Source organism: Erythrobacter sp. S43 (genome assembly GCF_057364955.1).
Map to the genome: position 1 here is coordinate 804405 of NZ_CP200285.1, position 24402 is coordinate 828806.

At 55.8% G+C, this 24402-nt stretch carries 25 protein-coding genes, 1 tRNA gene and 1 pseudogene; 18 read left to right on the plus strand and 9 right to left on the minus strand.

From position 1 onward, the window contains the following. The first annotated feature begins 99 nt into the window (after positions 1 to 99). On the plus strand, positions 100 to 1044 hold the full coding sequence (locus AC0V6K_RS03895; protein WP_486172557.1) for a polysaccharide lyase family 7 protein: 945 nt from the start codon (positions 100 to 102) through the stop codon (positions 1042 to 1044). A 134-nt stretch (positions 1045 to 1178) separates the two neighbouring features. Here AC0V6K_RS03895 and AC0V6K_RS03900 read toward each other — a convergent pair whose 3' ends face one another. Together AC0V6K_RS03900 and AC0V6K_RS03905 are read right to left on the minus strand one after the other, a co-directional pair. Continuing rightward, complete coding sequence (locus AC0V6K_RS03900; protein WP_472626011.1) at positions 1179 to 2351, minus strand: FMN-binding glutamate synthase family protein; 1173 nt, start codon at positions 2349 to 2351, stop codon at positions 1179 to 1181. Between the two features lie 150 nt (positions 2352 to 2501). Next, a pseudogene (locus AC0V6K_RS03905) lies at positions 2502 to 2717 on the minus strand (CDGSH iron-sulfur domain-containing protein); the annotation flags it as partial. A 222-nt stretch (positions 2718 to 2939) separates the two neighbouring features. On the opposite strand from AC0V6K_RS03905, the gene AC0V6K_RS03910 reads away from it, so the two are divergent. From AC0V6K_RS03910 to AC0V6K_RS03965, 12 genes are all read left to right on the plus strand, one after another. After that, on the plus strand, positions 2940 to 3827 hold the full coding sequence (locus tag AC0V6K_RS03910; RefSeq protein ID WP_472624987.1) for a LysR family transcriptional regulator: 888 nt from the start codon (positions 2940 to 2942) through the stop codon (positions 3825 to 3827). 516 nt (positions 3828 to 4343) lie between these two features. After that, positions 4344 to 5693, plus strand: a complete 1350-nt coding sequence (locus AC0V6K_RS03915; RefSeq protein ID WP_472624989.1) for a tyrosine-type recombinase/integrase — start codon at positions 4344 to 4346, stop codon at positions 5691 to 5693. Between the two features lie 73 nt (positions 5694 to 5766). Then, the gene (locus AC0V6K_RS03920) at positions 5767 to 6075 is read left to right on the plus strand and encodes a hypothetical protein (protein WP_472624991.1); all 309 of its coding nucleotides are present in this window, start codon (positions 5767 to 5769) and stop codon (positions 6073 to 6075) included. A 34-nt stretch (positions 6076 to 6109) separates the two neighbouring features. Beyond that, positions 6110 to 6829, plus strand: a complete 720-nt coding sequence (locus AC0V6K_RS03925; protein ID WP_472624993.1) for a hypothetical protein — start codon at positions 6110 to 6112, stop codon at positions 6827 to 6829. Between the two features lie 108 nt (positions 6830 to 6937). Next, positions 6938 to 7162 (plus strand): helix-turn-helix transcriptional regulator, encoded by a 225-nt coding sequence (locus AC0V6K_RS03930; protein ID WP_472624995.1) that lies wholly within the window; start codon positions 6938 to 6940, stop codon positions 7160 to 7162. Next, a complete protein-coding gene (locus AC0V6K_RS03935; RefSeq protein WP_472624997.1) occupies positions 7159 to 7362 on the plus strand; it encodes a helix-turn-helix domain-containing protein in 204 nt (67 codons plus the stop codon). The genes AC0V6K_RS03930 and AC0V6K_RS03935 overlap by 4 nt, the downstream gene beginning before the upstream one ends. A 154-nt stretch (positions 7363 to 7516) precedes the next feature. Beyond that, complete coding sequence (locus AC0V6K_RS03940; protein WP_472624999.1) at positions 7517 to 7765, plus strand: hypothetical protein; 249 nt, start codon at positions 7517 to 7519, stop codon at positions 7763 to 7765. Then, a complete protein-coding gene (locus tag AC0V6K_RS03945; RefSeq protein ID WP_472625001.1) occupies positions 7762 to 8712 on the plus strand; it encodes a toprim domain-containing protein in 951 nt (316 codons plus the stop codon). The genes AC0V6K_RS03940 and AC0V6K_RS03945 overlap by 4 nt, the downstream gene beginning before the upstream one ends. Next, positions 8709 to 9839, plus strand: coding sequence for an AAA family ATPase (locus AC0V6K_RS03950; RefSeq protein WP_472625003.1), 1131 nt, complete (start codon positions 8709 to 8711; stop codon positions 9837 to 9839). Before AC0V6K_RS03945 ends, AC0V6K_RS03950 begins: the two co-directional genes overlap by 4 nt. Before the next feature lie 177 nt (positions 9840 to 10016). Then, positions 10017 to 10322 (plus strand): hypothetical protein, encoded by a 306-nt coding sequence (locus AC0V6K_RS03955; protein ID WP_472625005.1) that lies wholly within the window; start codon positions 10017 to 10019, stop codon positions 10320 to 10322. Between the two features lie 92 nt (positions 10323 to 10414). After that, complete coding sequence (locus AC0V6K_RS03960; RefSeq protein ID WP_472625007.1) at positions 10415 to 10759, plus strand: hypothetical protein; 345 nt, start codon at positions 10415 to 10417, stop codon at positions 10757 to 10759. A gap of 155 nt (positions 10760 to 10914) precedes the next feature. Next, complete coding sequence (locus AC0V6K_RS03965) at positions 10915 to 11892, plus strand: hypothetical protein (protein ID WP_472625009.1); 978 nt, start codon at positions 10915 to 10917, stop codon at positions 11890 to 11892. Positions 11893 to 12107: 215 nt separating this feature from the next. Here the strand turns inward: AC0V6K_RS03965 and AC0V6K_RS03970 are convergent, their stop codons facing one another. Then, positions 12108 to 12569, minus strand: a complete 462-nt coding sequence (locus tag AC0V6K_RS03970; protein WP_472625011.1) for a hypothetical protein — start codon at positions 12567 to 12569, stop codon at positions 12108 to 12110. A gap of 482 nt (positions 12570 to 13051) precedes the next feature. Here AC0V6K_RS03970 and AC0V6K_RS03975 point away from each other — a divergent pair, with 482 nt between their 5' ends. Further along, a complete protein-coding gene (locus AC0V6K_RS03975) occupies positions 13052 to 13570 on the plus strand; it encodes an SET domain-containing protein-lysine N-methyltransferase (RefSeq protein WP_472625015.1) in 519 nt (172 codons plus the stop codon). Positions 13571 to 13679: 109 nt separating this feature from the next. Continuing rightward, on the plus strand, positions 13680 to 13916 hold the full coding sequence (locus tag AC0V6K_RS03980) for an amino acid kinase family protein (RefSeq protein ID WP_472625017.1): 237 nt from the start codon (positions 13680 to 13682) through the stop codon (positions 13914 to 13916). Positions 13917 to 14317: 401 nt separating this feature from the next. On the opposite strand, the gene AC0V6K_RS03985 is transcribed toward AC0V6K_RS03980, so the two are convergent. The 3 genes from AC0V6K_RS03985 to AC0V6K_RS03995 all read right to left on the minus strand — a co-directional run bounded on the left by AC0V6K_RS03985 (position 14318) and on the right by AC0V6K_RS03995 (position 16841). Beyond that, positions 14318 to 14572, minus strand: coding sequence for a cold-shock protein (locus AC0V6K_RS03985; RefSeq protein WP_472625019.1), 255 nt, complete (start codon positions 14570 to 14572; stop codon positions 14318 to 14320). Between the two features lie 406 nt (positions 14573 to 14978). Beyond that, positions 14979 to 16361: a hypothetical protein gene (locus AC0V6K_RS03990; protein WP_486172558.1), complete on the minus strand. Its 1383-nt coding sequence runs from the start codon at positions 16359 to 16361 to the stop codon at positions 14979 to 14981. Between the two features lie 389 nt (positions 16362 to 16750). Beyond that, a tRNA-Ser gene (locus tag AC0V6K_RS03995) sits at positions 16751 to 16841 on the minus strand. 230 nt (positions 16842 to 17071) lie between these two features. On the opposite strand from AC0V6K_RS03995, the gene AC0V6K_RS04000 reads away from it, so the two are divergent. Continuing rightward, entirely contained in the window at positions 17072 to 18154 is a 1083-nt protein-coding gene (locus AC0V6K_RS04000; RefSeq protein ID WP_472625023.1) for a peptidylprolyl isomerase, read from the plus strand. Continuing rightward, on the plus strand, positions 18151 to 18468 hold the full coding sequence (locus AC0V6K_RS04005; RefSeq protein ID WP_472625025.1) for a DUF1905 domain-containing protein: 318 nt from the start codon (positions 18151 to 18153) through the stop codon (positions 18466 to 18468). Before AC0V6K_RS04000 ends, AC0V6K_RS04005 begins: the two co-directional genes overlap by 4 nt. On the opposite strand, the gene AC0V6K_RS04010 is transcribed toward AC0V6K_RS04005, so the two are convergent. The 3 genes from AC0V6K_RS04010 to hemF form a co-directional block, all read right to left on the minus strand. Next, entirely contained in the window at positions 18465 to 20270 is a 1806-nt protein-coding gene (locus tag AC0V6K_RS04010) for a methyl-accepting chemotaxis protein (RefSeq protein WP_472625027.1), read from the minus strand. The genes AC0V6K_RS04005 and AC0V6K_RS04010 overlap by 4 nt on opposite strands. 224 nt (positions 20271 to 20494) lie before the next feature. Beyond that, a complete protein-coding gene (locus AC0V6K_RS04015) occupies positions 20495 to 22585 on the minus strand; it encodes a RelA/SpoT family protein (protein WP_472626013.1) in 2091 nt (696 codons plus the stop codon). A 53-nt stretch (positions 22586 to 22638) separates the two neighbouring features. Further along, positions 22639 to 23496: an oxygen-dependent coproporphyrinogen oxidase gene (gene hemF / locus AC0V6K_RS04020; protein WP_472625029.1), complete on the minus strand. Its 858-nt coding sequence runs from the start codon at positions 23494 to 23496 to the stop codon at positions 22639 to 22641. Positions 23497 to 23635: 139 nt separating this feature from the next. Here hemF and pdeM point away from each other — a divergent pair, with 139 nt between their 5' ends. Then, positions 23636 to 24358, plus strand: coding sequence for a ligase-associated DNA damage response endonuclease PdeM (gene pdeM, locus AC0V6K_RS04025; RefSeq protein WP_472626014.1), 723 nt, complete (start codon positions 23636 to 23638; stop codon positions 24356 to 24358). The last annotated feature ends 44 nt before the right edge of the window (positions 24359 to 24402 follow it).

Genomic DNA, 24402 nt, shown 5'->3' on the forward strand with positions numbered 1-24402 from the left:
ATCATCACCCAGAGCCCCAGACTGCTCGTAAGCTCAATCGCTTTTTGGTCCGCCAGCAGTGCAATTGCGCAAAGCGATGCCCTCAAGGCACCTGGGGCCGTGTTTGACTTGAGCCAGTGGAAAATCACCCTGCCCACCGATGAAAACAAGGACGGGAAGCCTGACGAAATCACTGTGAAGAAACTCCAGCGCTTTTCGCATCCCGACTTCTTCTACGTGGATGGTGAGGGGCGGATGGTTTTCTCCGCGCCGAACAAAGCGCCAACAACCGCAAATTCGAGCAATACGCGCAGCGAATTGCGACAGATGCTTCGCGGCACCAATACACGCATCGGCACGCATGATCCGGGGAACAACTTCGCGGTAGAAGCTCGCAAAGGCTCCGACAAATTTGCGTCAGTCGGTGGCAAGCTAGAAGCGACCTTACGAGTCGATCATGTATCTTTGAACGCTGGTGATCCGTCCAAACGCCCAGCCTATTCGGTGGTGATCGGACAGATCCATGCAGTGAAGTACAAAAACACCAAGAGCGGCTTTGGTTACGGAAATGAGCCGATCAAAATCTACTACAAGAAATACCCGGGCCATAAGACTGGATCAGTCTTCTGGACATATGAGCGCAATCTAGAGCGGGATAATCCAGACCGAACGGACTTGGCCGTACCAGTTTTTGGTTTCACATGGGACAGTGAAGAGGACCCCGGTGAAAAGGGCATCTCTCTAGGTGAAGACTTCAGCTACACTATCAACGTGCATCGCAACACGATGTACCTAACATTCTTCAGCGAACGGCTTGGTACTGTGCGGCAAACTCGCAGTCTTGTTCGTGGTGCTGACACCAAGGACAATCCGTACGCCTACGGTGGTGACTCGCTCTATTTCAAAGCTGGAGTCTACAACCAATGCAGCAGTCGGACAGGGTCATCGATGTGGTACGCCGGATGTCCCGGAACTGGCGACTGGATCAAAGACAAAGAGGACGGAAACTACGCACAGGCAAGTTTTTCAAGACTTACCGTTGGTCCTTCAACCCCGCCCGAATGACCTTCTTCTAGAGAAAGAGTTGGTGAAATTGCAGCCCTTGGGCCGATCGGCGAACGTCAGCATTAGGTTTCAAAGGACCGGAGAACGGTCATTCCGCTCACGACCCGTCTCCGGTCAATTCGAAGCTAGGTTGCTCAGGTCACACCCCCAAACCTTATGCCACTAAGATCAGCCATCTCACGTTTCCACGTGGTGATGTCTTTGGCGGTAAAGCTTGCTAGCCTGTCGTGACCGCACGCCCTTGCTAGGACTTGCATCAGTTCAACCGAAGCTCCGAAATAGCGAGCCAGTCTTTCAGCGCCAACTTGTACATCCAGTCGTTTGCGCAGTTCGGGCTTTTGCGTTGCCACACCAACAGGGCAGTTGTTTGAATTGCACATTCTCGCGGCGATGCAACCAACTGCCTGCATCGCTGAGTTGCTGACTGCGATAGCATCTGCGCCCAAAGCCAGAGCTTTCGTGAAGTCCTCTGCAACCCTTAAGCCGCCCGTAATGACCAGCGTGACCTCCCGACCAGATTTCTGATCGAGGTGCTTCCTCGCTCGCGCAAGCGCAGGGATAGTAGGCACCGATATGTGGTCGCGGAAAATGAGAGGAGCCGCACCTGTTCCGCCGCCGCGACCATCCAGGATGATGTAATCGGCGCTCGCTTTCAGTGCGAAATCGATATCCTCCTCAATATGGTTGGCAGATAACTTGAAGCCAATCGGAATGCCGCCGGATCGCTCTCGCACTTCATCTGCCAATCGTTTGAAATCGGCTGGTGTAACAAGATCCGGAAAAGTGGCTGGAGAGATAGCCGCTTGCCCGGGATTCAAACCGCGTACTTCGGCGATTTTACCCAGCACTTTGTCTCCGGGAAGGTGCCCACCCGTTCCCGTCTTGGCGCCTTGACCACCTTTGAAGTGAAAGGCCTGGACGCGTTCCATTAGAGCAGGATCCCAGCCGAACTGCGCCGAAGCCAACTCGTAAAAATATCGAGAATTCTCAGTTTGTTCCTCAGGCAACATGCCACCTTCACCCGAGCAAATTCCAGTTCCGGCTAGCTCAGCACCTCGCGCCAAGGCGGTTTTTGCTTCTTCGGAAAGAGCACCGTAGCTCATATCGGAAACAAAAAGCGGAATGGAAAGTTCGAGCGGCCTCTTTGCACGCGGACCGATAATCGTAGCTGTTGCGACATCAATATTGTCCAGCAGCGGCTTACGCGCCAATTGCGCCGGCAAGACTTGAATATCGTCCCAATGCGGCAAGTCTTTGCGTGGCACGCCCATGGATCCCATTTCGCCGTGGTGGCCGACCTCGCTCAACCCGTCGCGCGCAAGAGCATGTATGCGAGCGACCGTTGGTTCCTCGGGCGTTGGGGTCGCTTGCGGAACCTCAGGAGATGGCTCCGGTGCTTGATCTCCTACATCGGCGTTACCCAACTTCGTATGGGAACCATCACAAAATGGAGCATTGGCAGTGGCCTTGCATTGGCAAAGGGCCGCGTCTCCAGAATCCTTAGCGGTGAATTTCAGTGGTTCAATGCCGGTCCCAGCATGGGAACCATCGCAGAAAGGCTGGGTCTTGGACCGCCCGCACTTGCACCAGAAGTATTGCTTGCCTTCATCGAGGCTAACCTTGGCAGGCGCTTTCGCCGCAATGATTGATGATGATACTGACGTCTTTGTCATTGAGTGAGTCCCGTATTCAAGCGCCTGGATACCTCTGAGTAATTTTCCATGTCAGAGACTTAGACTAGTTTTGCCTTGCTGCCAGCAACGAGCAGGTTGGTTTCGTCGCACGCGTACGGATTGTGATTCACCTTCGCATGCTGTTGCCTCAAGTTAGCGGTTGAATTTTGGTGAAAGAAGTCGAAAAAAGTGGCTTTCGCATTCACTTTTTGAGAACAACAAATGGGCCAGATCGAAGATCTAAGACTCTTTCTCGCAGTCGTGGATCAAGGCAGTATTGCGCGTGCCGCAGAGGTTCTTGGCATCGTTAAGTCCGCGGTCAGCAGACGCCTTCTGCAGTTAGAAGGGCGATACGCAGTCCGACTTGTTGATCGCAAGCCAGGCCAGTGGAAGATCACCAAGGCAGGGCAGGAATTGTATCAACGCGCTGTCTCGTTGGTCGGGGATGCAGAAGATCTGGATGTAGACTTTGGGCAAGCTACCAGCGGATTAACTGGCCCATTGCGCGTAAGCCTTCCCCGCGAATTTGGCATTAGCTTCCTTCAGCCAACCCTCTACGCATTCATTCGGGCAAACCCTGGAATTCAACTCAATGTGGACTTTGACGATCGAAATGTTGATCTCAATGGGGAAAACTATGACCTCGCTGTGCGAATAACCTCCGGCGCGTTGGAAGGATTAAGCCAGACTAGACTAGGGAGAACTTCGCACTTGATGTGTGCAAGTCCTCATTATCTGGATCTGGCTGGCAAGATCACTTCGCCTAGTGAACTCATGGCGCACCAGCTTTTGCATTTTGGCGCTGATCGCCGAACCGTGTGGTCATTTGGATTTGGCGGCGAGAATGCCAAAGTCGAGTTTCGGCCTTACTTGAACTCTAACTCAGGTGCCTTCTTGCTGGATGCAGCAATCAATGGATTGGGTGTTGTTCGGCTCCCTGAATTCATCGTCAACGAAGCACTCGAAGCGAAGAAGCTTGCCGCAGTTCTCCCTTCCGCAAGCTTCGAAGAATATGGCATCTTTGCAATCCATGCAGCCAATCGGCGCATAAACAAACGAATGCGCGCATTTCTAGACGCATTGGAAGCTCGTTGCTCAGCTCTTCATTAGAGCAGTCCCTGGTAATGATTTGATTCAAGTTACAACGAGGCAACTGGGAGATGAAGTCTCACCAATTTCAATCAACGGCAAGCAGCTTGGGCTGCGCTGATTGAAGACCTTCAGCATTAGATTTCGAAGGATCAGTAAGCGGCGATTCCGCTTACGACCCACAAAGAGACTATGGCCCGTCGTCGGTACTAGCGACACGTCCCATAGAGAAAACAGCGGCGGAAAGGCCTAGTCATTCTACCTTTGCCCCTCTCCGCAGTACCGAGTGACAGCCGAAAGCGCGCAGAACTCCGGGGTTCTGGCGGGATGGTTCTCAGTTTTCGGGAAAGCCCAAGACTAGGTGGCGGAGACGGTGTCCGTCTAACAAATGTCCATCATAGCTCCCGATTGACTGTTTCATCTATATTTTTCATTAACTTGATAACCTAACTTTCCGTCACCCTCCGACAGTATTCGCTTGCAGATGTATCTAACCGTGCTATTGAAAGTACGCCTTTTAATACATCTGAGCCGAGAATGCCCCGCAAACTGCACAACGCCTTAACCGCCGTTACCGTTCGCAATGCCAAGGCGGGCGTGGGCAAGGATGGTGTGGAATACGTGAAACGCTATGCGGATGGCGGTGGGCTCTATCTGCAAGTGAAGCCGAGCGGCGCTCGAAGTTGGGTCTGGAAGGGCACTGTAACCAAAGGCAAGGCGCGCAAGGTTCGGCTGGTCGGCCTCGGCAGTGCAGGCGGGCCCGATGCCATAACCCTTGCCGAAGCACGCGAGCTTGCACGCGATATGTCAAAGCAAGCGGCGGCTGGCCTTGTGCCTGAATCCGATCGCAAGCGTTTGCAGCGCGAAGCATTGGCCGCGCAATTCTCCGGCACCACATTCAAAGATGCCGCCGAGAGCTTTCTCGCCATGAATGAGGATGGCTGGAAGAACGAAAAGCACCGCAAGCAATGGCGATCGACGCTTGAGGCATACGCATACCCCCACTTTGGGGGCCTGCCTGTAAGTGAGATTGAGACAAAGCACGTTCTGGCAGCGCTCGAGCCCATCTGGCGAGACAAGCCCGAGACGGCCAGCCGCTTGCGTGGCCGGATTGAGCGAGTTCTGGACGCCGCAAAGGTGAAGGGCTTGCGAGAGGGCGAGAACCCCGCGCGTTGGCGTGGTCACTTGGAGCACAGCCTAACCGCGCCCACGAAGGCCAAGAAGCGCCTTAATGAGCGGCTGGGCAAGGAGGCCCATCACGCCGCGATGCCCTATGCAGAGATCCCCGCATTCACTGGCCGATTGCGCAAGCTAGACGGCATCGGAGCAATGGCCCTTGAGTTCACAATCCTGACCGCAGCGCGCACAGGTGAAACGATTGGCGCGAGATGGCGCGAGGTCGATCTTGAAAAGGCGCTATGGGCTATCCCTGCCGAGCGAATGAAGGCCGAGCAGGAGCACACCGTTCCGCTCTCAGATCGCGCGGTTGAAGTGCTGCGGCTGGTATTGCCCCTGGCCGAAGCAAAGGGCGAGATTGATAACCGCCCGCTCTTTCCCTCGCACCACGGCGGCGCGCTATCGAATATGGCGATGCTCATGCAATTGCGGCGGCTTATGCCCGCCAGTGAGGGCAAGCCGAGCCTTACTGTTCACGGCTTCCGCTCCAGCTTTAGGGATTGGGCAGCCGAGAGCACAGGCTTTTCGCATGAGGTTTGCGAAATGGCCCTTGCGCACACCATCGGCAACAAAGCCGAGGCAGCCTATCGGCGCGGCGCACTACTTCCAAAGCGCCAAAAGCTCATGCAGGCATGGGCGGATTATTGCGATGGGCAAACCGCCACGGCTGGCGATAGCGATAACGTCACACCGATCAGAGCGGGCGCATGAATTTCAAAGCGGCCAGCAAAGGGATGGACCCCCTCGGCTGGCCTAATCACCAACTGGCAATGGAGGCCAACCAATGACTACAGCATCGATAACTCAAGAAACGCGCAGCGTCACGAGCTCAAACCTGTCGAAAGCAGTTGATCTCTTAGCCCATCATTCGCGTGAAGAGCTGAGTGCCTTCGTTGCCATTGCAATTGAATTGATGGATCACGCGGATGGCGACAGTGATATAGAACTTGACGAGGACTTTGAAGGCGAGTGCACTGAGGATGCGATAACGACAGGTCCAAACATGGGCTTGGGATTGCGTGACTTTGGTCCTGGATGCGCCATTTCAGATCCCGAGAATCAAATGCAGGTGACTTCGGCGGCAGGCATATAGAGCTACAAGAGCTTTCTGAGGATAGGGCGCGGGAATGAAGATCAAAAGAATGCCTGACTTTGAGGGCGTGGCGGTCCCCCAAGGGGAAGTCGGGATGGCCATTTTAATGTGCCTTGCGGCCCGCCCGCCATCTGGCAGAAGCCCAAAGCGTTACAGAACGGCGATTAAAGCGCTTGAGGCATATTCTCGTCGTAGGCAATTCCAGATCGATGGCACAGAGCCTGGAGGTCCAAGAGACACAAAGAGATCTGAGGCCGATTTGTACGTCTCATTAAAGCACGTGTTTCAAGATTTTCGCACTGCTGTTGAGGTCGGAGGCATTTGGCTGAGGGACCTGAATCGCTTGGATGGCGAGACGGGCACTGTTAGCATCCCTGCATTTATTGATCGTAAGCCCACATCGCCGATTACCTTTGATGTGATCGATTACAAAGACTTCCTACATAGCAGAGAGGAAAGCCTCAAAGATCCGCCCGATAGAGAAGCGCTTCGCAAGGCTACGCGAGGTAAGTGGTTACCAACTATCCATGTAGCGGCGGCAATCAACCTTCACTTGCGTCTCAACAATATCGCACCCCCTGACGACGAACATATACCGAATTCTCGGTGGGAGAACATTTGTAGATCATTCATCTTCTGGCCGCAAAACGCGGATCCAATCGGAATCGTAGCCACGGCTAATAAGCTCCTTCTGGGAGCGAGAAATAATGGCCAAGTCCATCGCGCCGTTCCGTTGGTTATGGCAAACGATTAAGGGTTTCAGGGTCACGTACCTTCAAAACCGAATTTCCGCATTTTTGTAACGGAAAGAACTGGCAAAAACCTGCTTAAGGAGGCGTCACCTTATCAAAGGAGACGCAAATTGAACGCTGCAAACATCATAGGGACCAACCCAGCAGTCAAAGACACTGCGCAAGCCGCAACTTATGTCGGACTCGGAACGTCGACTCTGTGCCGGATGAGAGTGATGGGTGGTGGCCCCAAATACGCCAAGCTCGGCGGCGCGGTGCGCTATCGACAGCAAGACTTAGATGCTTGGCTCGAAAGCCGCTTGGTTAAGTCGACAAGCGAAGGGGCAGCGGCATGAGAGCCAAATCAACTCCCCCGCCCCAGCTATCGGCTGCGATTAGTTACACCATTCCAGACGCCTGCACTGTCACAGGTTTAGGTAAGTCAAAGCTGTATGATCTCGCTCACGAAGGGCAAATCCGGCTCGTGAAGGTCGGTCGCAGGAGCTTGATACCAGCCAAGGACCTTATGCGCCTCGTCGAAGGGGAGGCAGCATGAGCCCTCTTCCAGATATGCGAAGCCCCGGCACTGGCTGCAACCAATCCGGGGCTGAAAAAAGCAATAGCTCGCACGCCTCTTTCGTCAAAAGACATAACACCCGACGCATTGGAATTCAAGCACCGAGCCCCTGCGGATTGAATGGGGGTGTGCGATGAAATCCATAACTATCGGCGTTCGCCCGCACTCGAATGGCCTGCTCGTTGTCAGGTCTGCTGCACACCAATCTGATTGGCCAAAGGTTGGTGAAGTTATCGACCCGTTCCTACTACTTTGCAGCGCGCGACAGGCTGCGGAGTTCGGCGCGAGGTTCTTTGTCGAAGTCATCGGTGACGGCAAACCCAAGTGGCCAGTAACAGCCGATGACAGGGAAGCGTTTTATGCTGAGGGTGGCGACGAATGAGCGCCGCCATCGACAAGTTCATCGGCGCAATGGAGGCGGCTGGAATGAGGCCGATCGAGCCCATTGCAGGCCCGCTAGCCACAGGAACGCTAGTCCGCTTTCGCTGCGAGGGTGATAACAAAAACCGCCGCAATGGCTGGGCGCGCATGTTCCTCGACCACATACCAGCCGGAACCTTTGGGCATTGGCGTCTTGGTATCAGCGACAACTGGCGCGAGGATGGCGAGGCAAAGCCGTTGTCACCATCTCAGCGACGCGCGCTCGATGCCGAGTTGCGCAAGGCCAAGCGCAACGCCGCACTTCGGATTGAGGCAGATCAGCGCAGGGCCGCTCAGAATGCCCGAGCGCTTTGGGATGGCGCATGGATGGCCAATCCCGAGCACCCCTATCTCAAGGCCAAAGGTATCTCGCGTTTCGGCATCCGCCAGCATGGCCAGGAGTTGCTTATTCCGATGTTCGACAGCCGTTGGCGCATCGGGAATGTTCAACGCATTCGGCCCGATGGCTTCAAGCGGTTTGCCAAAGGTGGGCGAACGGCTGGCTTGTTCTGGATGCACGGGATCATCCACAAAGACGGCACCGCTACGGCTGGGCCTATCGTGATCGCGGAAGGTTATGGAACGGCGGCCTACATCTTGCAACACAGCCACTTGAGCGCGGTTGCGGCGGCCATGAGTGCAAAGAACCTTGAGCCCACCGCCAAGGCCATGCGCGCGCTCTATCCAGACCGCCAATTGATCATTGCGGCAGATGATGACTGCCACCTCGATGAGAATTTGGGCCTGAGCGCCGCGAGAACAGCCGCTGAGGCCGTTGGCGGGCGTTTGGCTACACCGCAGCCACTTTCGCTTGAAACGCGCTCACAGGCCGATTTTGCGGACATCGCGCCAGAGCTTGTCCTCGATCGCATTTTGAAGGCAGAACACATGCAAGGCGGTGCGCAATGACGGCGCTGGACAAAGACACATTCGACGCCGCGCAATTTGGGGCCGAAGAGATCAAAGGGCGCGCGGTTGAGCGCCTTTCCGAATTGGATCTTGCCGAGCTCGCAAAGGAGAAGGCGGAGCCGCAGGAATTCGCAATCTCGGAGTTTGTGCCAGCCGCAGAGGTTACACTTTTCACGGGCGTAGGCGGTTCCGGCAAGAGCTTGCTTTGCCAACAATTGGCGACGGCGGCGGCGGCTGGGATTGATTGCCTCAATCTCAAGATCGCTCCGGCGTCCGCAATTTACATCACGTGCGAAGATGGCCCCGAACAAATGCACTATAGACAGGAGCGCATTTGCGAGGGCCTAGGTGTCGATATGGCGAGCCTAGCGGGCAAGCTCTATCTGATCAGCCGCAGGGGTGAGCTAAGCAATGAGCTTTGCGTCGAGAAATCCGAGGACGGCCTCACAACTTCGACTCTCTTCCAACGCATCGAGAGAACCATCAGGGAGACGGGCGCGCGCCATGTTTGGCTCGATAACGTGGCGCACCTTTTTGCAGGCAACGAGAATGACAGGGGCGAGGTTACACGGTTCGCCAATCTTCTAAATCGGCTGGCGGGCGAGACAGGCGCGGCAGTCATACTCGTGGGCCATCCGAGCAAGGGCGAGCACTCCTATTCCGGCTCGACGGCATGGCTCAACGCGGTGCGGTCTCAATTCGTGCTCGATCGCGACAAGGAGACCGGTGTGCGCACGCTCACCAATCCCAAAGCTAACTATGCGGAGATTGGTCAACAGCGCCGCCTTGTCTGGCAGGAAAGCATGTTCATCCTTGAGAGCGACTTGCCAGCCGATCGCGCCGCCGAGCTAAGAAACACGGTTATGGCCAATGCTGAGAACGAGGCGTTTCTGAGCTGCTTGCGGAAACGGGAGAGTCAGGGTGAAGGACGGCTTGTCGGGCCATCCCCAGGACCAAACTACGCGCCCACACAGTTCGAGCACATGCCGGAGGCCAAGGGATACAGCAGGAAAAAGCTGCGCCGAGCGATGGAACGTCTCTTTGAAACGGGGCAGATCGTCTCAGAGACGTATCGCAACAAGAGCAAGTCGCGCGATGTGACCGTTATTCGGGAGGTCAAGCTGTGACCCCCGAACTGCTTCCCGAACTAGGCCCCGAACACTCTTCCCGATCCCCCCGAACTACTCGCCCGAACATACCCCCACACACTCTCTATATATAATATACCCTTCGGGCGGGGCCTTAGAGCCCCCCGCCCGAATATTGTATTTAGGGGCGAGGTGTAAGCAGACTGCGCCGCCAGCATGGCGCACACGGCTGGAATGTCAGGCCAGCCGAACGATAGTCCTTACCCCCCTTGGTTTGTGCTCGACAGGCCAATCAAGAGACGGCGCACCAATTGGAAGCGGCTCGGTCTCCCACCGCCTCCGGTCGGCTTTGAACAGGTCTACATCGAGCACGGCATCAAGGGAGTGGAGCGCTACTTTGACGCCTCTGTTCACGAATATGTCTGGTGGATTCACTTCTCCGGCCTTGGACACTCAGGCGCACTGAGCGAGGCCCATCCGGCAAAGCAGAATGACGAGGACGACGATGCAGCCGCACTATAATGCTGGCTCAAGCCTCGATCGCGGCAAAGTCCGTAGAGCGCGGCACGGCGCAAAAGGCATTGGCCAGCCGTCTAGAAGTAGAGGATGGTTAGATGGCGCTGGGTAGAAAAACAGGCGGACGAAAGAAGGGCACACCGAACAAGGTGCAATCACCCATCAAGGAAGCGGCAAGGGAATACACCCCCGAGGCCCTTGAGACGCTCGCAGCCGTTATGCAGGATAAGAACCAGCCAGCCGCCGCGAGGGTAAGCGCTGCCAATGCCATCCTTGATCGCGCCTATGGCAAGCCCAAGCAGGCCCTTGTTGGCGACGATGAGGGCGCACCCCCGATCGCGGTAACGGCGATCGAGCGAACCATTATTGACCCTGCCAACATGACAGATGCCGAGGTCGAGGAAGAGCTCAAGCGACGGCTGGGGCCGAAACGGAAGGGGTAGGGAGGTATCTGAAAAGCTTTGAAAACTGCAATTATCGGTTCCTTCCGCGGCCAGCATAAACTAACGTCTAACCTTCGTCGTCGAATACTGTAACCAAGGAAGATAAAGCGGGGGGCGTTTTGAAGGGGCTTGGCATTCTTCTAATAACAATTGGGGTGATTTACGTTCTGATCGCATTCAATATGGATGTTAGGGTAACCACACCGGAAAGTTATATTCCAGGATATGGAAGTATTGGGGGCGCTGAGGTCGCAAACATCGATCTCATGCAAAGGCGACAGAACCACATTATAGTTGCCTGCCTCATAACTTTAGTCGGTGTGCTTGTTGCGCTATTCGCCCCCGATGATGCACTGCCAAAGGGCAAGCGCGAACGGGTCGGTAACTCGGATGAAGACGTCAACGGTGACTTTGACGGCGAGCGCGACCTTGGATCTGATAAATACCGTCTTTGGCTGGCAAAGGCCTATAAGATTGAGCGAAACGATGTTCTCGATTGCTTCGTTTCTGGCGACCAGACTTTTGCCTCGTTGAACGACGCTTTGGAATTTGCGCATTCAACGGAAGAAAAGCGAATGGCTGCTTCCCGTGAGCGAGAATTGCGCCGGAGAGAAGAAAGGGAGCAACTCGAGCGGGAGCGATTGCTTGAGCAAGAAAGGCTTGACGTGGATTGGGCTAAAAAAAAGCCAAAGGTTCTAAGCATATGCATTGTCTCAGGACTGGTCTTGCTCGGACTTTTGATTGCCCAAATAGAAACACAAGAAGAGCGTCAAAACCGACTTGCCGCAGAGCAGGCAGAGGTTGCTAAAAGGATCGCTGACATCGGCATCACACTGCCTGATGATGCGCAAGAAATCACAATCGACAACGGTCAAGACACGATCCTTTGCGATCGCCTAATGCGGCGAGGAGATATAAGCGAAGTGGCATTCGATACCAAGGAAGGCAAAGAGGGGTTGATTGACTTGTTTAGCCCCTCACTGGGCGAGGGAAGGAAGCCCGACCTCCTTAGAGGCGAGTCCTATGCAGACTGGATTTGGGATTCTGAAAGAGCTTTTATTGAGCTTTACTCGCTGGATGATTCAGGAGCGGCTATCGTCTGTGTTCTTTCCAAGAGCCCCGCTAGTCTGTAGAACCTAGGGCCTATCCGCCCCAGCCAGAACCGAGAAACGGCTGGCGGAATTCCCGCCTCACTCGAAGGCGGAAAACATGGCGACAACAGTCGATAGCGTAATCGTGAAGCTGGAAGCGGACGTTGCGAGCTTCGAGCGGGATCTGCGCCCCGCGCAGTGCAATCTTGCCGGAGGGTGCGATCGCTGAAACGGCGAGCTCTCGTTTCGAGAGATTCTCAAATCATATCAATTCCGGCAAGCCGTTCCCCGCAAAGTCGCGAACGGTTACGCTGATCTAGGGCTCTGCGTTCGGCAGGTGTGAGCAACACTAGGCGGTACGTCTCTGCAACATAGGCTGTCACCTCGTCATCAGACGCCCCGCCTTCAATCAGATCACACACCGCACGAGCAAGAGCACGCTTAGGAGCCACGTGTTCTACCTCGACTTGTTCACCGTCAGCGAGCGCAAGCTTTGCCGCAACGCTCATTTCGGCACTTGGATCTTTAACATAGTTAGCCACATGGGAGAGGTGTGGATAGCAGATCGCCATTCCTAGCAGATCAACTCCGCGCTCAACCGAATGAATCGCCATCGCATTGTCTGTCATTCCGGCTTCGAGTGCCTCGCGCCGCGCTTTGGCGAAGAGCCGGACTGCCGGGAGCATTTTCAGCGGGTAGCGGTGAACTGCTTTACTCACTGTTAACCACGTAAGCCTGTTCAATCATCGTGGCAATCAAGACTAAGCTGACAGTCTGCTTTTGGGCGACCGAGCATTGTACTTCTTAGTCAGTTTCTGGGGGTGAAAGCGGACGTTAGGCCTTGCGGCTATCGGATCGGCTAGTTTCAGTCCGCCACCATCTTGTAAAACGTGGCTGCCATCACCATCTCGGTTGCATCGAGAGCACACAATAATGCGCCTCTTCGACTGAGAGACAATCGCGCTCCCGCATTAGGGAGCAAGCGAATTGAACTTCAATAGACTTCTTTATGATCACCAGATCGCTCTGATGAATGCCGCAATGGCAGGAGACGCGGCTGCGCAACTCGACTGCATCAATCATCATGCGAGCTTGCTGCGAAAAGCCAGACAGCAACTTGGTGTCGCCCAGTACCCTATCCCAAATCTAATGATCGATAGCGCGCAGTCTTCTGATGCCATCGCTGTCTGAGGGGTCTGACATGACAGCAATTATCGAAGAGCGCACTACGCATGGCCGCGGCCAAGGCGTTTTCGCCTTGGGATCATTCAGCAAAGACGACGTGCTCTATGTGGGGGTGCTTGATGACCGATCGATCAGCAACCATTCGCACGCCTCGCAAATCAGCAAAACCAAGTTCGGATTCCACACAGGCTTGAGTTCCAAATTCAACCACTCGTGCAATCCGAACTGCGGCATCATTCTCAACGATTCTGGCGGCCATAACATCGTCGCGATGCGCGACATCGCAGCTGGAGACGAAGCCACGTACGACTATGCTATGCGGAATTACCAGATCGAACATTTCGCTGGTTCATGTGCATGTGGGTACGAGAAATGTCGCGGTTCGATCACGGGCTGGAGGGATCTGCCTCAGCAACGCAAGGACGATTACGCGGGCTTCGTAGCGCCCTATTTGATCGAGATGGACCTCGAGAACGCGACTATCGACAAACGACAGTCGGAAGCAACCAGTCCCGCTGGCGGAAGCTCGGCATGAGTGACTGGACCGCCGCGAGCGTCACTGCATCCGGCTTGGGCGTCAATAGCAGGCACATGCATTCCAGCCGGGAGACTTCAAACGCAACCTACAAGAGGGATGACACATCATGACCCCAGACAAATTTCTTCCGCGCTGCCATCCCCACTTTCTGGGCGAAAACGGCAGTGTCGATATCTCTCAATGTGAGGCATTGGCCCAGGACATGACCGAGCTTCGTGAGATGGGTATTATTCTTACGCTGGTGGGAAGCTATGCGGTGGGTGCCTATCGATATACCAATCTCAGTGATGCGCTTGCACAAGCACGCAACAATCAACCACAAAAAGAAACCCCCGCCGACTAGCGGCGGGGGCTAAAAGTTGGAGATCAAAAGGCAACTTGCCCCCAGATCCCTCGGGTCGCACTATTGCAGGCCTTTCCCGCATCTCATCATATCTTAGTGTGCTGGCGGCTTTCCATCCTTGAAAGCACCTCCGCTCAGACGATCAATTGTACGTTCGTCTCGGAGCCAAGCCGTCTCTGAAACACCATTGTCGCGTTTCGACCTAGCTATTCGCTTGGCGTAATAATCAACCAAATCAAAATAGGTGCGGCGATCGACAAGCGAGCGGGATGCTTTCGCATTCCTCGATGCGAGCTGGTGATTAAAGATCAGCCGGTCCAGGTTCACGATCCCATTCCTCTCATGCGCGGAGGGATGTAGGCCCGGTCCACAAGGATTATGAACCGGGCGCGTGGGCATTGTCAGCCCTGTTGATTGCGAGCCTGTTCTTCCTGGCTCTGTTCGTTGCTCTGTTGGTGCTGCAGGTTGATCGCGCTCTTCTTGCCGCCATCAACCTCGCTGGTGTCGTAACTGTAGCGCTGGTCGACCTTGGGCACCTCGCCTTCCTGCTGGAGGTCCGCTTTCCTGAACCGGAGTGCGTCTCCACCGCTTTCAGGATAGATTGAGCCGGTGCCCGCGCTGCTGTCGTAGCTTTTGATCTTGCCGAAATGTGTCACTGATACTTCCTTCAATCGAGAATGCAGCGCGCCAGAATTGACCCGGCTGCGACTAAGAGGCGGAACTGAAGGAAAGGCTTCCGATTGTGGAAGCGGTGACCGTCGATTGCGACAGATAGCTGATAAGTAGATGGCTATGACGGATGCCACTTACAACCACGTGACCGAACTATTATGGGGGTCTGGTCCCCCCGAAATTTTGTCGAAATCGGCCACTACTTGGCAATAGCCCGAACGTCAGCAAGTGGGTCGAAAGCAGACCAGCCGCATTCGGTCAGGCTACCGCCAATGCCACCGGTCGGCTCTCACGATCGCCTCTAAAGGGTCAGTAAGGCCGTTAGTGGGGGTGAAAGCAGACGTTTAGATTTGTCACCTAGCCTAGCACTCTATGAGTGCATCTCTGCACCTAATTGGCTGTATGACCTCCATCCCGTGCGTTCATCGACTTCTCAGATGCTTCATCTCTTAGCTTTGGATGTGCATGCTTCCAGAACTTGGAGTCCAAGCTTGTGGTAAGTAGATAGCCGATGGAACGGTGTACCGCATCGACCTCCATCCCATCACCCCAATTATGATCCAGATCGACAATACGGCGATATCTTTCCTTCTCTTTGTGGTAAGGTCCGCCTCTAATCGTTGTCCCTACACGCCTCTCACTCAGCCAATCGCAGAAACTGTAAGGAAGGTAGGTTTTCTGACCGATCCCTGCGACGACGGCAAATCTGCTTGCCAGTCTGTGTGCATCGTATCCCTGTGCATCTTGAGAATGCCAGAGAGGCGCCCAGAGCAATTGAGCCGCATTCAGACCTGAATGGCGACCGGATGATAATTTGCCCACATCGCGAACAACTGCATCGCGCTGAAAGTCAGGCCATTGATGCTCATCCATCGAAGGTAGGTTGTCGAAAAAGCCATAGACACGGCGTCTTGGTGTTATGTCGATTGGAACTCCACCAGCCGCCCACCGGACGAGTTCCGCAACCTTCCTTCCAGATTCCATCATTCGGCCAATGTGGGCGACATGGTAATCATTATAACCTTGGTTCGCCGACCCGATCCACTCCGGGTAACGTTCATCGAAGCGCGACAAAAAGCTATCAAAGTGCTTAAGCTTTAGCACTACCTGATCGGTTAACTCGAAAGAGAAGGCTTGGTTCGCCCATGCGCTCAGCAACAGGCGAGCGCTTTGCAGAATTGTTTGGTCTTGGACCTCTTCGATGCCGTTGATTGAGTGATATGCTATGCCGGTGATGCCGTCATATGCTCTGATCGCGGCCCTTATTGCGATAGCGTTTGTCTCGGGACTTCCTTCGCCAAAGCGATCAAGAACCGAGGCAACTTCACGATCAACGACCGGTTCGTCAGTCTCTAGTTTGTTCATGGTAATTCGCTCTTTTGTCCCTTTTCTGTCATTGCCCAAAAAAGCGTTCTTTCGTCCAAACGAACTGACAGGTAGAGACTCCATACGCACCACCTCGTTTGGTGACGCAACCACAGATTCTGCTTCTCCGTTTCGTTGCACCTGATTATCTAAAGCGAGATCATCAGCTTCCACACCGTCTAGTACCTTGACCGAGTTCAAATCTTCGGAGCTACGATGAAGCTTATTGGTTGAACTTTTCGACCATGCGTTGGTCGCTAGGATGAGGAAGAGTGCAAAGACCGTAAGTCCAGCCCCGAAATGGCCGAACGTAGTAACGAATAGGTTCAGAAGTTCGAGAAGGCCTCTAGCCGCTCCAGTGCCACCTGGCTCGATTGGCCAGAACTGGAGCGCCGCAGCAAACCCCACGCCGATACATACTAAGACTAGTGGTGAAAGTGAGCTGGTCTTTGTCACAAACTATTCTCACAACACTTTCTTTAGAAGCGATCATGCGCCTCAATTGGCCCGACATGAGTTTATGATATGCCAGCTAGCGCTTAAATATATCTAACCGAAGTCATCAAATATCTGGCAGTTGCGAATGGCTGCAATTGGGTCGATTGCCGACTGTCCGCTAACTCCGCGACGCTGAGGAGATCAGCCGTCCGATGATTGCGCGTAGGCTCAGTTCCGAGCTCACAATGATAACACTTGGCGTGAAGGGCGATTGAGCGCCCTACCGCGCTTCGGTTAGGACGCCTTTTAGGACATCTTCTGGACTTTGGCGCCAAAACCCTAGGAGGTCTGGGGCTGGGTGGCGGAGACGGTGGGATTCGAACCCACGATACGGGGTTACCGTATACACACTTTCCAGGCGTGCGCCTTCGACCACTCGGCCACGTCTCCGCTTGCCATGTCGGCAGGGGCTGGCCTCTAGCCATGAAATGATCGCTTCGCAAGACGCAGGATGACGGCGTGTTTGGGACGACTCGCGGTCACGTGGTATTGCACCGCCATTGGACAGCGCTGCGCGCAATCGGCATTCGCTGCGAACGCTGTCTCAGGAGCCCCTTTCCGCCCTCGAAAACGCGCGGAAGGGGGTTTTTGTTTGAGAGGAATAGTGCCACCCTCTTAGCATGAGAAACACTCTTCTGGCCGCCGCCACGCTGGCGTTCACCCTTCCCGTTTCGGCTCAAGACACGGCGCGACCCGCGCCCTCGCCCGGCGAGATCGTCAACGCTGCGCCTCAGTCGGAATGGGTGGCCATTGCAGCGGAAGACCTGCTGATGATGACGCTTGCGCCCGAAGCGGATGGCGAGCCACGCAAAGTCATCATCCAGCTGATGCCGCCACCATTCAGCCAGGGGTGGATCAGCAACATCAAAACTCTCGCCCGCGCCCAGTGGTATGACGGCATCACCGTAAACCGGGTGCAGGACAATTACGTCGTGCAATGGGGCGATGCGAACAGCGAAGACGCGGAGAAAGCCAAGCCGCTGCCTGAGGGTCTGAAGGTAATAGAGGAGGAATGCTATACTGCGGATTTCATCGATGATCGATGCTTCGGTTCGCAACTAGAAAACTCCGCAGCAGAAGCTGCAGCAATGGCGGCTGATGCTGCCGCAAGCGCAATCACCTTAGGTTCCGACGGCGACGTGCCCTTCGATATTATTGGCACGCGTTCAGAAAAATTTCCCGACGGATGGAGAGAGCGTGATCCCTATTCGGGTTGGGCGGAGTTCTACGAAGGTTGGCCACTTGCCGGCGCGCAGGGCGAGGAAGAATTCGAATTTTGGCCCGTCCACTGCTACGGCATGGTCGGGGTGGGCCGGAACTACTCGCCCGATACCGGATCCGGCGCTGAGCTCTACACCGTGATCGGTCATGCGCCGCGCCATCTCGATCGCAATATCGCGCTGGTCGGTCGGATTATCAGCGGGATGAAGCACCTCTCCTCACTGCCGCGCGGGTCGGGTGCGCTGGGGTTTTACACCGAGGAAGAGGCGGACAAGCGCACGCCAATTCTCTCGGTGCGTGTGGCAGCTGACCTGCCCGAAGCCGAGCAACCGCGTTACGAGTATCTCAGCACCGAAAGCGAGACGTTCGCCAAATACGCCGAGGCCCGCGCAAACCGCCGTGACCCGTTCTTTATTCAGCCCGCAGGCGGCGCAGATATCTGCAATATCCCTGTGCCGATCCGAGCGGTTGCGGCGGAGTGACTGAGGAAGTCACCGCCACCCTGCCCCTTCGCCGTTGGCAGGGAGATCGCGGAACCTATCATTTGGTCATTTTTGAAGGCGGTGAGGCCGAAGCCATCGCCATGCATGCGAGGCTGCACCGGCTCGAATTCGGCAAGGGGCGAGGCTTCGGTTCGGTCAAGGTGATCGCGACCATCGGCGACACCACATGGAAAAGCTCGGTCTTCCCGCAATCAAAGCAATCCGAATGGGTGCTGTTGGTGAGCAAGAAGGTGATGCGCGCCGAAAGTATCGCCGCTGACGATCTGATCAAAGTGCAGCTGGAGCTTCTCTAAGCTCCAGCAATCACGGTTTCGGCGTTGTCGTCGGCGGAGAAGTCACTCGAAGAGCCACGCACATCGGCGATGAAGCGTGTTGACTTTCCGTGCAGATCATCGGCCTGAAGTCCCAGCTCGCTGGCACTTGCGAGAACTTGTGACGCGGCCGATCCGGTCGCGAGAGAGGCTTCGCGCAGCTTGTCCAGCTTGGCTCGCACTTCAGTTGCGCTTTTAGCCGCAGTGTCGATGTTCCGGGCGAGCTCCTCGCCCGACATGCTTTGCTGATCAACCGCACTGGCAATCATGATCGAAGTCTGTTCGAGCTTGTCGATCTGAGATACGATCGAGTTGAGATCCGAGACACTGGAAGACGTGGTGCTCTGCATCGCCGCGATCTTCTCTGCGACGCTGTTGGTTGCATGGCTGGTCTGCGTAGCAAGCTCTTTCACCTCGCTTGCAACCACGGCAAATCCTCGTCCAGCCTCACCGCCGCGCGCCGCCTCAATCGAGGCGTTGAGCGCGAGCAGATTGGTGCGCTGGGCAATCGTGGCGATCAGATCGGCAATCTCGCCAATCTCGTCCGCCGCCGACGCAAGCGCTTCCATGCGGGTGTTGGCTGTATCGACAACTGTGCTGGTTTCGCGTGCGAGGGTTGCAGAGGCCGTTGCTTGCTTGCTGATTTCGGCGATGGAGAGTGCGAATTCGTCGGTTGCAGCCGCAGCAGCGGTCACATTGTCGGAAGCCAGCGCCATGGCGTTACTCGCCTCCAATGATTGCTCCGCAGATTCCTCCGCAAGACCCACCATCCCTTTTGACGTGGTTTCAAGTTGATCTGACGCGGCAGAGACGGCGGTGATGACGTTCCCAACCGACACTTCGAAATCCTGTGAAAGGTCTGCGAGCATAACTCCCTTTTCGTCACGAAGTTCGCGCTCGCTTTGGGATTGCTCCAGCTCCTGCTTTAATTGCAGTTCTGCTTCGATCGCACGCTCGGCGTTGAGATCGCGCAGTTCGAGAGATGACGCGCGGAAGACAGTCAGTGCGCGGGCCATGGCGCCAATTTCGTCTTCGCGATCACGGCCGGGAATTTGTGTCTGGACCTGACCTTCGGCGACATCTTCCATGGCCCGCGTGATATCGCTAATGCCGCTCGCAACATTGCGAACGATCTTGCGCGCCCCGAACAAAGATAGAGCGATGCCAGCTGCCAAGATGGCGACAAACCACATCAAGAAACGCGTGATGCTGGCGAACAACTCGTCCGCGCTTGATGCGGCGACGTCATGAAATTCAACTGCAAATTTGCTGGTCTCGCTGTACAGTTTTGCCGTTTCACCGCGCAGGCTGGACGCTTGATCGCTTGTCACGCCGGATTCGCCTAAGCGTTCAGCAATGTCTGACACGCGGTTCCGAAACCCGACAAGCCTTGCGCCAAGCTCGTCAGGCATGTTTTCGCCTGCAAACTGAATGGGATCATCCAGTCTTTCTTTGGCAGTCTGAAGGGCCGTCTTTGCCTGCTCGAGGCCCGCGTCATCTTCGCCTTGTTCCGCGCGTTCAAGACCCGCTTCAGCATCGACCAAAGCGATGGCGGCATTGTTGGCACTCACTTCGACCGATGCAAGGATGGTTTGAGCGTGACCACCCTGACCCAGCAGGTAGGTACCTCCCAGCATGAGAACAGCGACAAGGCCGAGCACAAAGGTGTTCCCGAACACGGCCAGATTGAGCTTCTTCGTTAGCGACATGCGATCGATCCACGATGCGCTAGCCGTTTCGTCTATGTCGTCCTCGAACTGAAAATCATGTGTTTGCGACGTCACATCGGCCCCCGGATTTTGGACAACTTGGAGTTAGGTTGCCCGCCTTCGATATTCGAAATGTAAAATCGGGAAATTAAAGAGACGTAAACTAGCGCTTAACCATCTTCACCGTCGCTTCATTTCTTCCACGCGGTCGCCAATTGGGCCGCAAGTTAAGCGGTCAATTCATCGACTAGCAGCAGGGATGGCAATCTGGATGTGATAGAGCCCGACAATCGCCAAGCTTAAATGCGTTCAGCTTGTGCCACTGCATCGCTGGCACGCAATGCGCTGAGAATGCGAGACAAGTGAGCAAGGTCCTGCACCTCTGCATCGATCTCGTAGGTGGTGAACGGATGATCCAGCTGGGTCTGCTCAAGGCTGGTCACATTAATTTTGTTTTGCGCGAAGATACCCGCCATCTCAGCCAGCGTGCCCGGACGGTCATAGAGCGTTACGCTCAGCCGCCCGATCGCTCCGTGCGAGCGCTTACCCCAGCTAAGGTCCAGCCAGTCCGTATCGACGCCGCTGGCAAGCTCAAGGCAATCAATCGAGTGCACAAGAACCGTCTCACCCTTGCGGCGCAGGCCAACGATGCGGTCTCCGGGAACAGGATGGCAGCATTCCGCAAGCTGGAACGCGACGCCCGGCGTCAGGCCACGGATCGAAATCTTGCGTTCGTGGTTGGCCCAGTCTTGTTCGTCTTTAAACTCAGCTGTGCAGCCGGGCACAAGCGCTTCCATAACTTCGCGATCAGTCAGCTTGGCTGAGCCGATAGCGAACATCAGGTCTTCGGTATCATCGAGCTCTAGCCGATCGACGGCCAAGCGGATCGCCTTCTTACCGATGCGCGCGGGGACACGCGCCGCGATCTCGTCAAACAGCTTCGCCCCGATAGAGGCGATCTCTTCGCGCTCTTTCAACCGCACAGCGCGCCGCACGGCTGCCCGCGCTTTTCCTGTCACTACGAAGCTGAGCCAAGCCAATTGCGGTTCGGCCGCTTTGCCTTTGATAATCTCCACCACATCGCCATTGTTCAGCTGTGTGCGCAGCGGCATGTGACGCCCGTTGATCTTGGCTCCGACACAGGAAAGCCCGAGATCGGTGTGCACAGCAAAAGCAAAGTCGACCGCCGTTGAACCCTTAGGCAGCTGGAACAGCGCACCCTTGGGGGTGAAAGCGAAAATGCGATCCTGATAGATCGCCAGCCGGGTGTGTTCGAGCAATTCTTCGGCGTCGTGGCTCGCATCAACAATCTCGATCAGATCGCGCAACCATCCTACCGCGCCATCCGCGCGATCTTCCTGTTTGTATGCCCAATGCGCCGCCAGCCCGAATTCGTTGCGCTGATGCATGTCCCGCGTGCGGATCTGCACCTCCACCCGCATCGAATTCTCATACATCAGTGAGGTGTGAAGCGAGCGATAGCCATTAGTTTTGGGCGTCGAGATATAGTCTTTGAACCGCCCAGGCAGCGCCTGCCACGTCGTGTGCAAAACGCCCATCGCCGCATAGCAGTCCGCTTCATTGTCGGTGATGACCCGAAATGCCATGATGTCGGTGACTTGCTCAAAGCTGACATGGCGTTCCGACATCTTTTGCCAGATGGAATAGGGGTGCTTCTCGCGCCCCATCACCTCAACCTGAAGCCCCGCCTCGGCCAGAGCCTGCTTGATCTTCAGCGCAATCGCGTCGACTTGCCCGCCGTCTTGTCCGCGAAGTTCTTCGAGCCGCTTGGTGATGGTGTGAAAGGCTTCGGGTTCCAGCTGTTCGAAAGCGAGCAACTGCATCTCGCGCATATATTCGTACATGCCCACCCGCTCGGCAAGCGGCGCGTAGATATCCATCGTCTCACGCGCGATCCGTTGGCGCTTTTCCGGCTTTTTGATGAAGTGAAGCGTGCGCATATTGTGCAGCCGGTCGGCGAGCTTCACCAGCAGAACGCGGATGTCCTCTGACATCGCCAGCAGGAACTTGCGCAGGTTCTCCGCCGCGCGCTCATTCTCTGGCATTTGTTCGATTTTCGAAAGCTTGGTCACCCCGTCGACCAGCCTTGCGACATCTGAGCCAAAGTTGGCCTCGATATCCTCGATAGTCGCTAGCGTATCTTCTACTGTGTCGTGCAGCAGCGCGGTTATGATCGTTTCCTGATCGAGCTGCAGATCGGTCATCAACCCCGCAACTTCGACCGGATGGCTGAAATACGGATCCCCGCTCGCGCGTTTCTGCGTGCCGTGTTTCTGCACCGTGTAGACATAGGCGCGGTTGAGCAGCCCCTCATCGGCGCTCGGGTCGTAATCCTTGACCTTCTCAACGAGTTCATACTGGCGCAGCATTGACACCAATGTGCGGTGGAGTTCGCCGCGCTGCAAGCATTATCGTTGTGGTCTCAGCTCCAAGTCGCTCTGGGCGGTAGGCTCATCAGGATGGCGTCGATGTTGCCTCCCGTCTTCAGGCCGAAGATCGTGCCCCGGTCATAGACCAGATTGAACTCGGCATAGCGCCCGCGATATTCGAGCTGCTGGGCGACGTCTGCATCGTTGAAATCGCTGTCCATCCGCTTACGCACCAGCTTGGGATAGATGTCGAGGAAGGCTTTGCCGACATCCTGTGTGAAAGCGAAATTGCGATCCCAGGATGCGTCATCTTCGCACTCTAGGTGGTCGTAGAAGATGCCGCCAACGCCACGATGCACTTCGCGGTGTGGGATGTAGAAATACTCCTCAGCCCACTTTTTGTAGCGCTCGTAATAAGTCGGGTTATGCGCCGCGCAGGCTGCGCGCATGCTGGCATGGAATTCCTCGGTGTCATCCTCATAAGGGATTGGCGGGTTAAGGTCCGCGCCGCCGCCAAACCACGCAGCCTGAGTGGTCAGGAAGCGGGTGTTCATATGCACTGCGGGCACATGCGGGTTGCTCATATGCGCGACCAGACTGATGCCGGTCGCGGTGAATTCGGGGTGCTCAACGCTGGCGCCGTTCACTTGATTGGCGAACTGCTCTGAAAAGGTACCGCGCACCGTCGAGACATTGACGCCGACCTTCTCGAACACCTTGCCTTTCATGAGGCCCTGAACCCCGCCGCCGGGATCGTCATTGCCCTCTTCTTCGCGCTCCCAAGGTGTGTACTGAAATGACGCGTCGGAGCCGGCATCGCGCTCGATACTCTCGAATGCAGCGCATATCTGGTCGCGCAAGCTTTCGAACCATGCCTTCGCCTTGCCGGTGTGGTCAGTCCAATCGCTCATGCGTATCCTCATCCCAGTGCGCGTCAGGGCCATTGCCGTGACAGTCCTCGTGTCCATCCGCTTTGACACTGACCGAGTCAACTGGAGTCTTGCGAACAGCGCACTTGCCAAAGTGGCTTCGGCGCGTCAGATGCCAGGTATGGTTCCTGTTTCGTTCCCGCCTGATTCAGGCGCACCGCTGGAGTTCGCCGGTCACGAGCTTGTTTTGCTCAAGAACAACGCTCTGTACTGGCCTTCCGAGCGTGCTTTGCTGGTGGCGGACCTGCATCTGGAAAAAGGCAGCTGGTACGCTCAGACGGGCCAGATGCTGCCACCCTATGATAGCCGCGAGACTCTGGAACGGGTGGCAGATGCGGTGAAGATCACGGGCGCGCGGCGGATGATTACGCTGGGCGACAATTTCCATGATGATGCGGGCACGCACCGCCTCGACGCATATGCTGCGGGCATGTTGGAGTCTTTGATCCGCGCGCTCGATTGGGTCTGGATCACCGGCAACCATGACGAACAGATGCACCGGGCATTCGGTGCTGAATTGTGCGAAGAAATGGAGATCGGCGGCGTCATTCTGCGGCACGAAGCAAGGCAGGGCGAGACCAAGCCGGAACTGTCGGGTCACTATCACCCCAAGATGCGCGTGAAGGTACGCGACCGCCACATCGCCCGCCCGTGCGGCGTCATCAGCCGTACCTCAGGGTACGGCGACCGTATGATCGCCCCCGCCTTCGGCGCTTACACCGGTGGGATGGACGCGGGCTCGCCCGAGATTATCAAAGCGCTGCAGCCCGCCAGCCAGATCGACGCGGTGCTGCCTGCAAAGGGCAAATTGGTCACATTCCCACTCTATCGTGCAGCGGCGTGAGACTCCGCTGGAATTTCGGCGGCTTTCTCCCTACATAACCCTCA

Bases quoted from the DNA above. Each gene is read 5' to 3' on its own strand.
- AC0V6K_RS03910 (WP_472624987.1), top strand. From the start codon at position 2,940: ATGGGCCAGATCGAAGATCTAAGACTCTTTCTCGCAGTCGTGGATCAA.
- AC0V6K_RS03915 (WP_472624989.1), top strand. From the start codon at position 4,344: ATGCCCCGCAAACTGCACAACGCCTTAACCGCCGTTACCGTTCGCAAT.
- AC0V6K_RS03920 (WP_472624991.1), top strand. From the start codon at position 5,767: ATGACTACAGCATCGATAACTCAAGAAACGCGCAGCGTCACGAGCTCA.
- AC0V6K_RS03925 (WP_472624993.1), top strand. From the start codon at position 6,110: ATGAAGATCAAAAGAATGCCTGACTTTGAGGGCGTGGCGGTCCCCCAA.
- AC0V6K_RS03935 (WP_472624997.1), top strand. From the start codon at position 7,159: ATGAGAGCCAAATCAACTCCCCCGCCCCAGCTATCGGCTGCGATTAGT.
- AC0V6K_RS03940 (WP_472624999.1), top strand. From the start codon at position 7,517: ATGAAATCCATAACTATCGGCGTTCGCCCGCACTCGAATGGCCTGCTC.
- AC0V6K_RS03945 (WP_472625001.1), top strand. From the start codon at position 7,762: ATGAGCGCCGCCATCGACAAGTTCATCGGCGCAATGGAGGCGGCTGGA.
- AC0V6K_RS03950 (WP_472625003.1), top strand. From the start codon at position 8,709: ATGACGGCGCTGGACAAAGACACATTCGACGCCGCGCAATTTGGGGCC.
- AC0V6K_RS03955 (WP_472625005.1), top strand. From the start codon at position 10,017: ATGGCGCACACGGCTGGAATGTCAGGCCAGCCGAACGATAGTCCTTAC.
- AC0V6K_RS03960 (WP_472625007.1), top strand. From the start codon at position 10,415: ATGGCGCTGGGTAGAAAAACAGGCGGACGAAAGAAGGGCACACCGAAC.
- AC0V6K_RS03975 (WP_472625015.1), top strand. From the start codon at position 13,052: ATGACAGCAATTATCGAAGAGCGCACTACGCATGGCCGCGGCCAAGGC.
- AC0V6K_RS03980 (WP_472625017.1), top strand. From the start codon at position 13,680: ATGACCCCAGACAAATTTCTTCCGCGCTGCCATCCCCACTTTCTGGGC.
- AC0V6K_RS04000 (WP_472625023.1), top strand. From the start codon at position 17,072: ATGAGAAACACTCTTCTGGCCGCCGCCACGCTGGCGTTCACCCTTCCC.
- AC0V6K_RS04015 (WP_472626013.1), bottom strand. From the start codon at position 22,585: ATGCTGCGCCAGTATGAACTCGTTGAGAAGGTCAAGGATTACGACCCG.
- hemF (WP_472625029.1), bottom strand. From the start codon at position 23,496: ATGAGCGATTGGACTGACCACACCGGCAAGGCGAAGGCATGGTTCGAA.
- pdeM (WP_472626014.1), top strand. From the start codon at position 23,636: ATGGTTCCTGTTTCGTTCCCGCCTGATTCAGGCGCACCGCTGGAGTTC.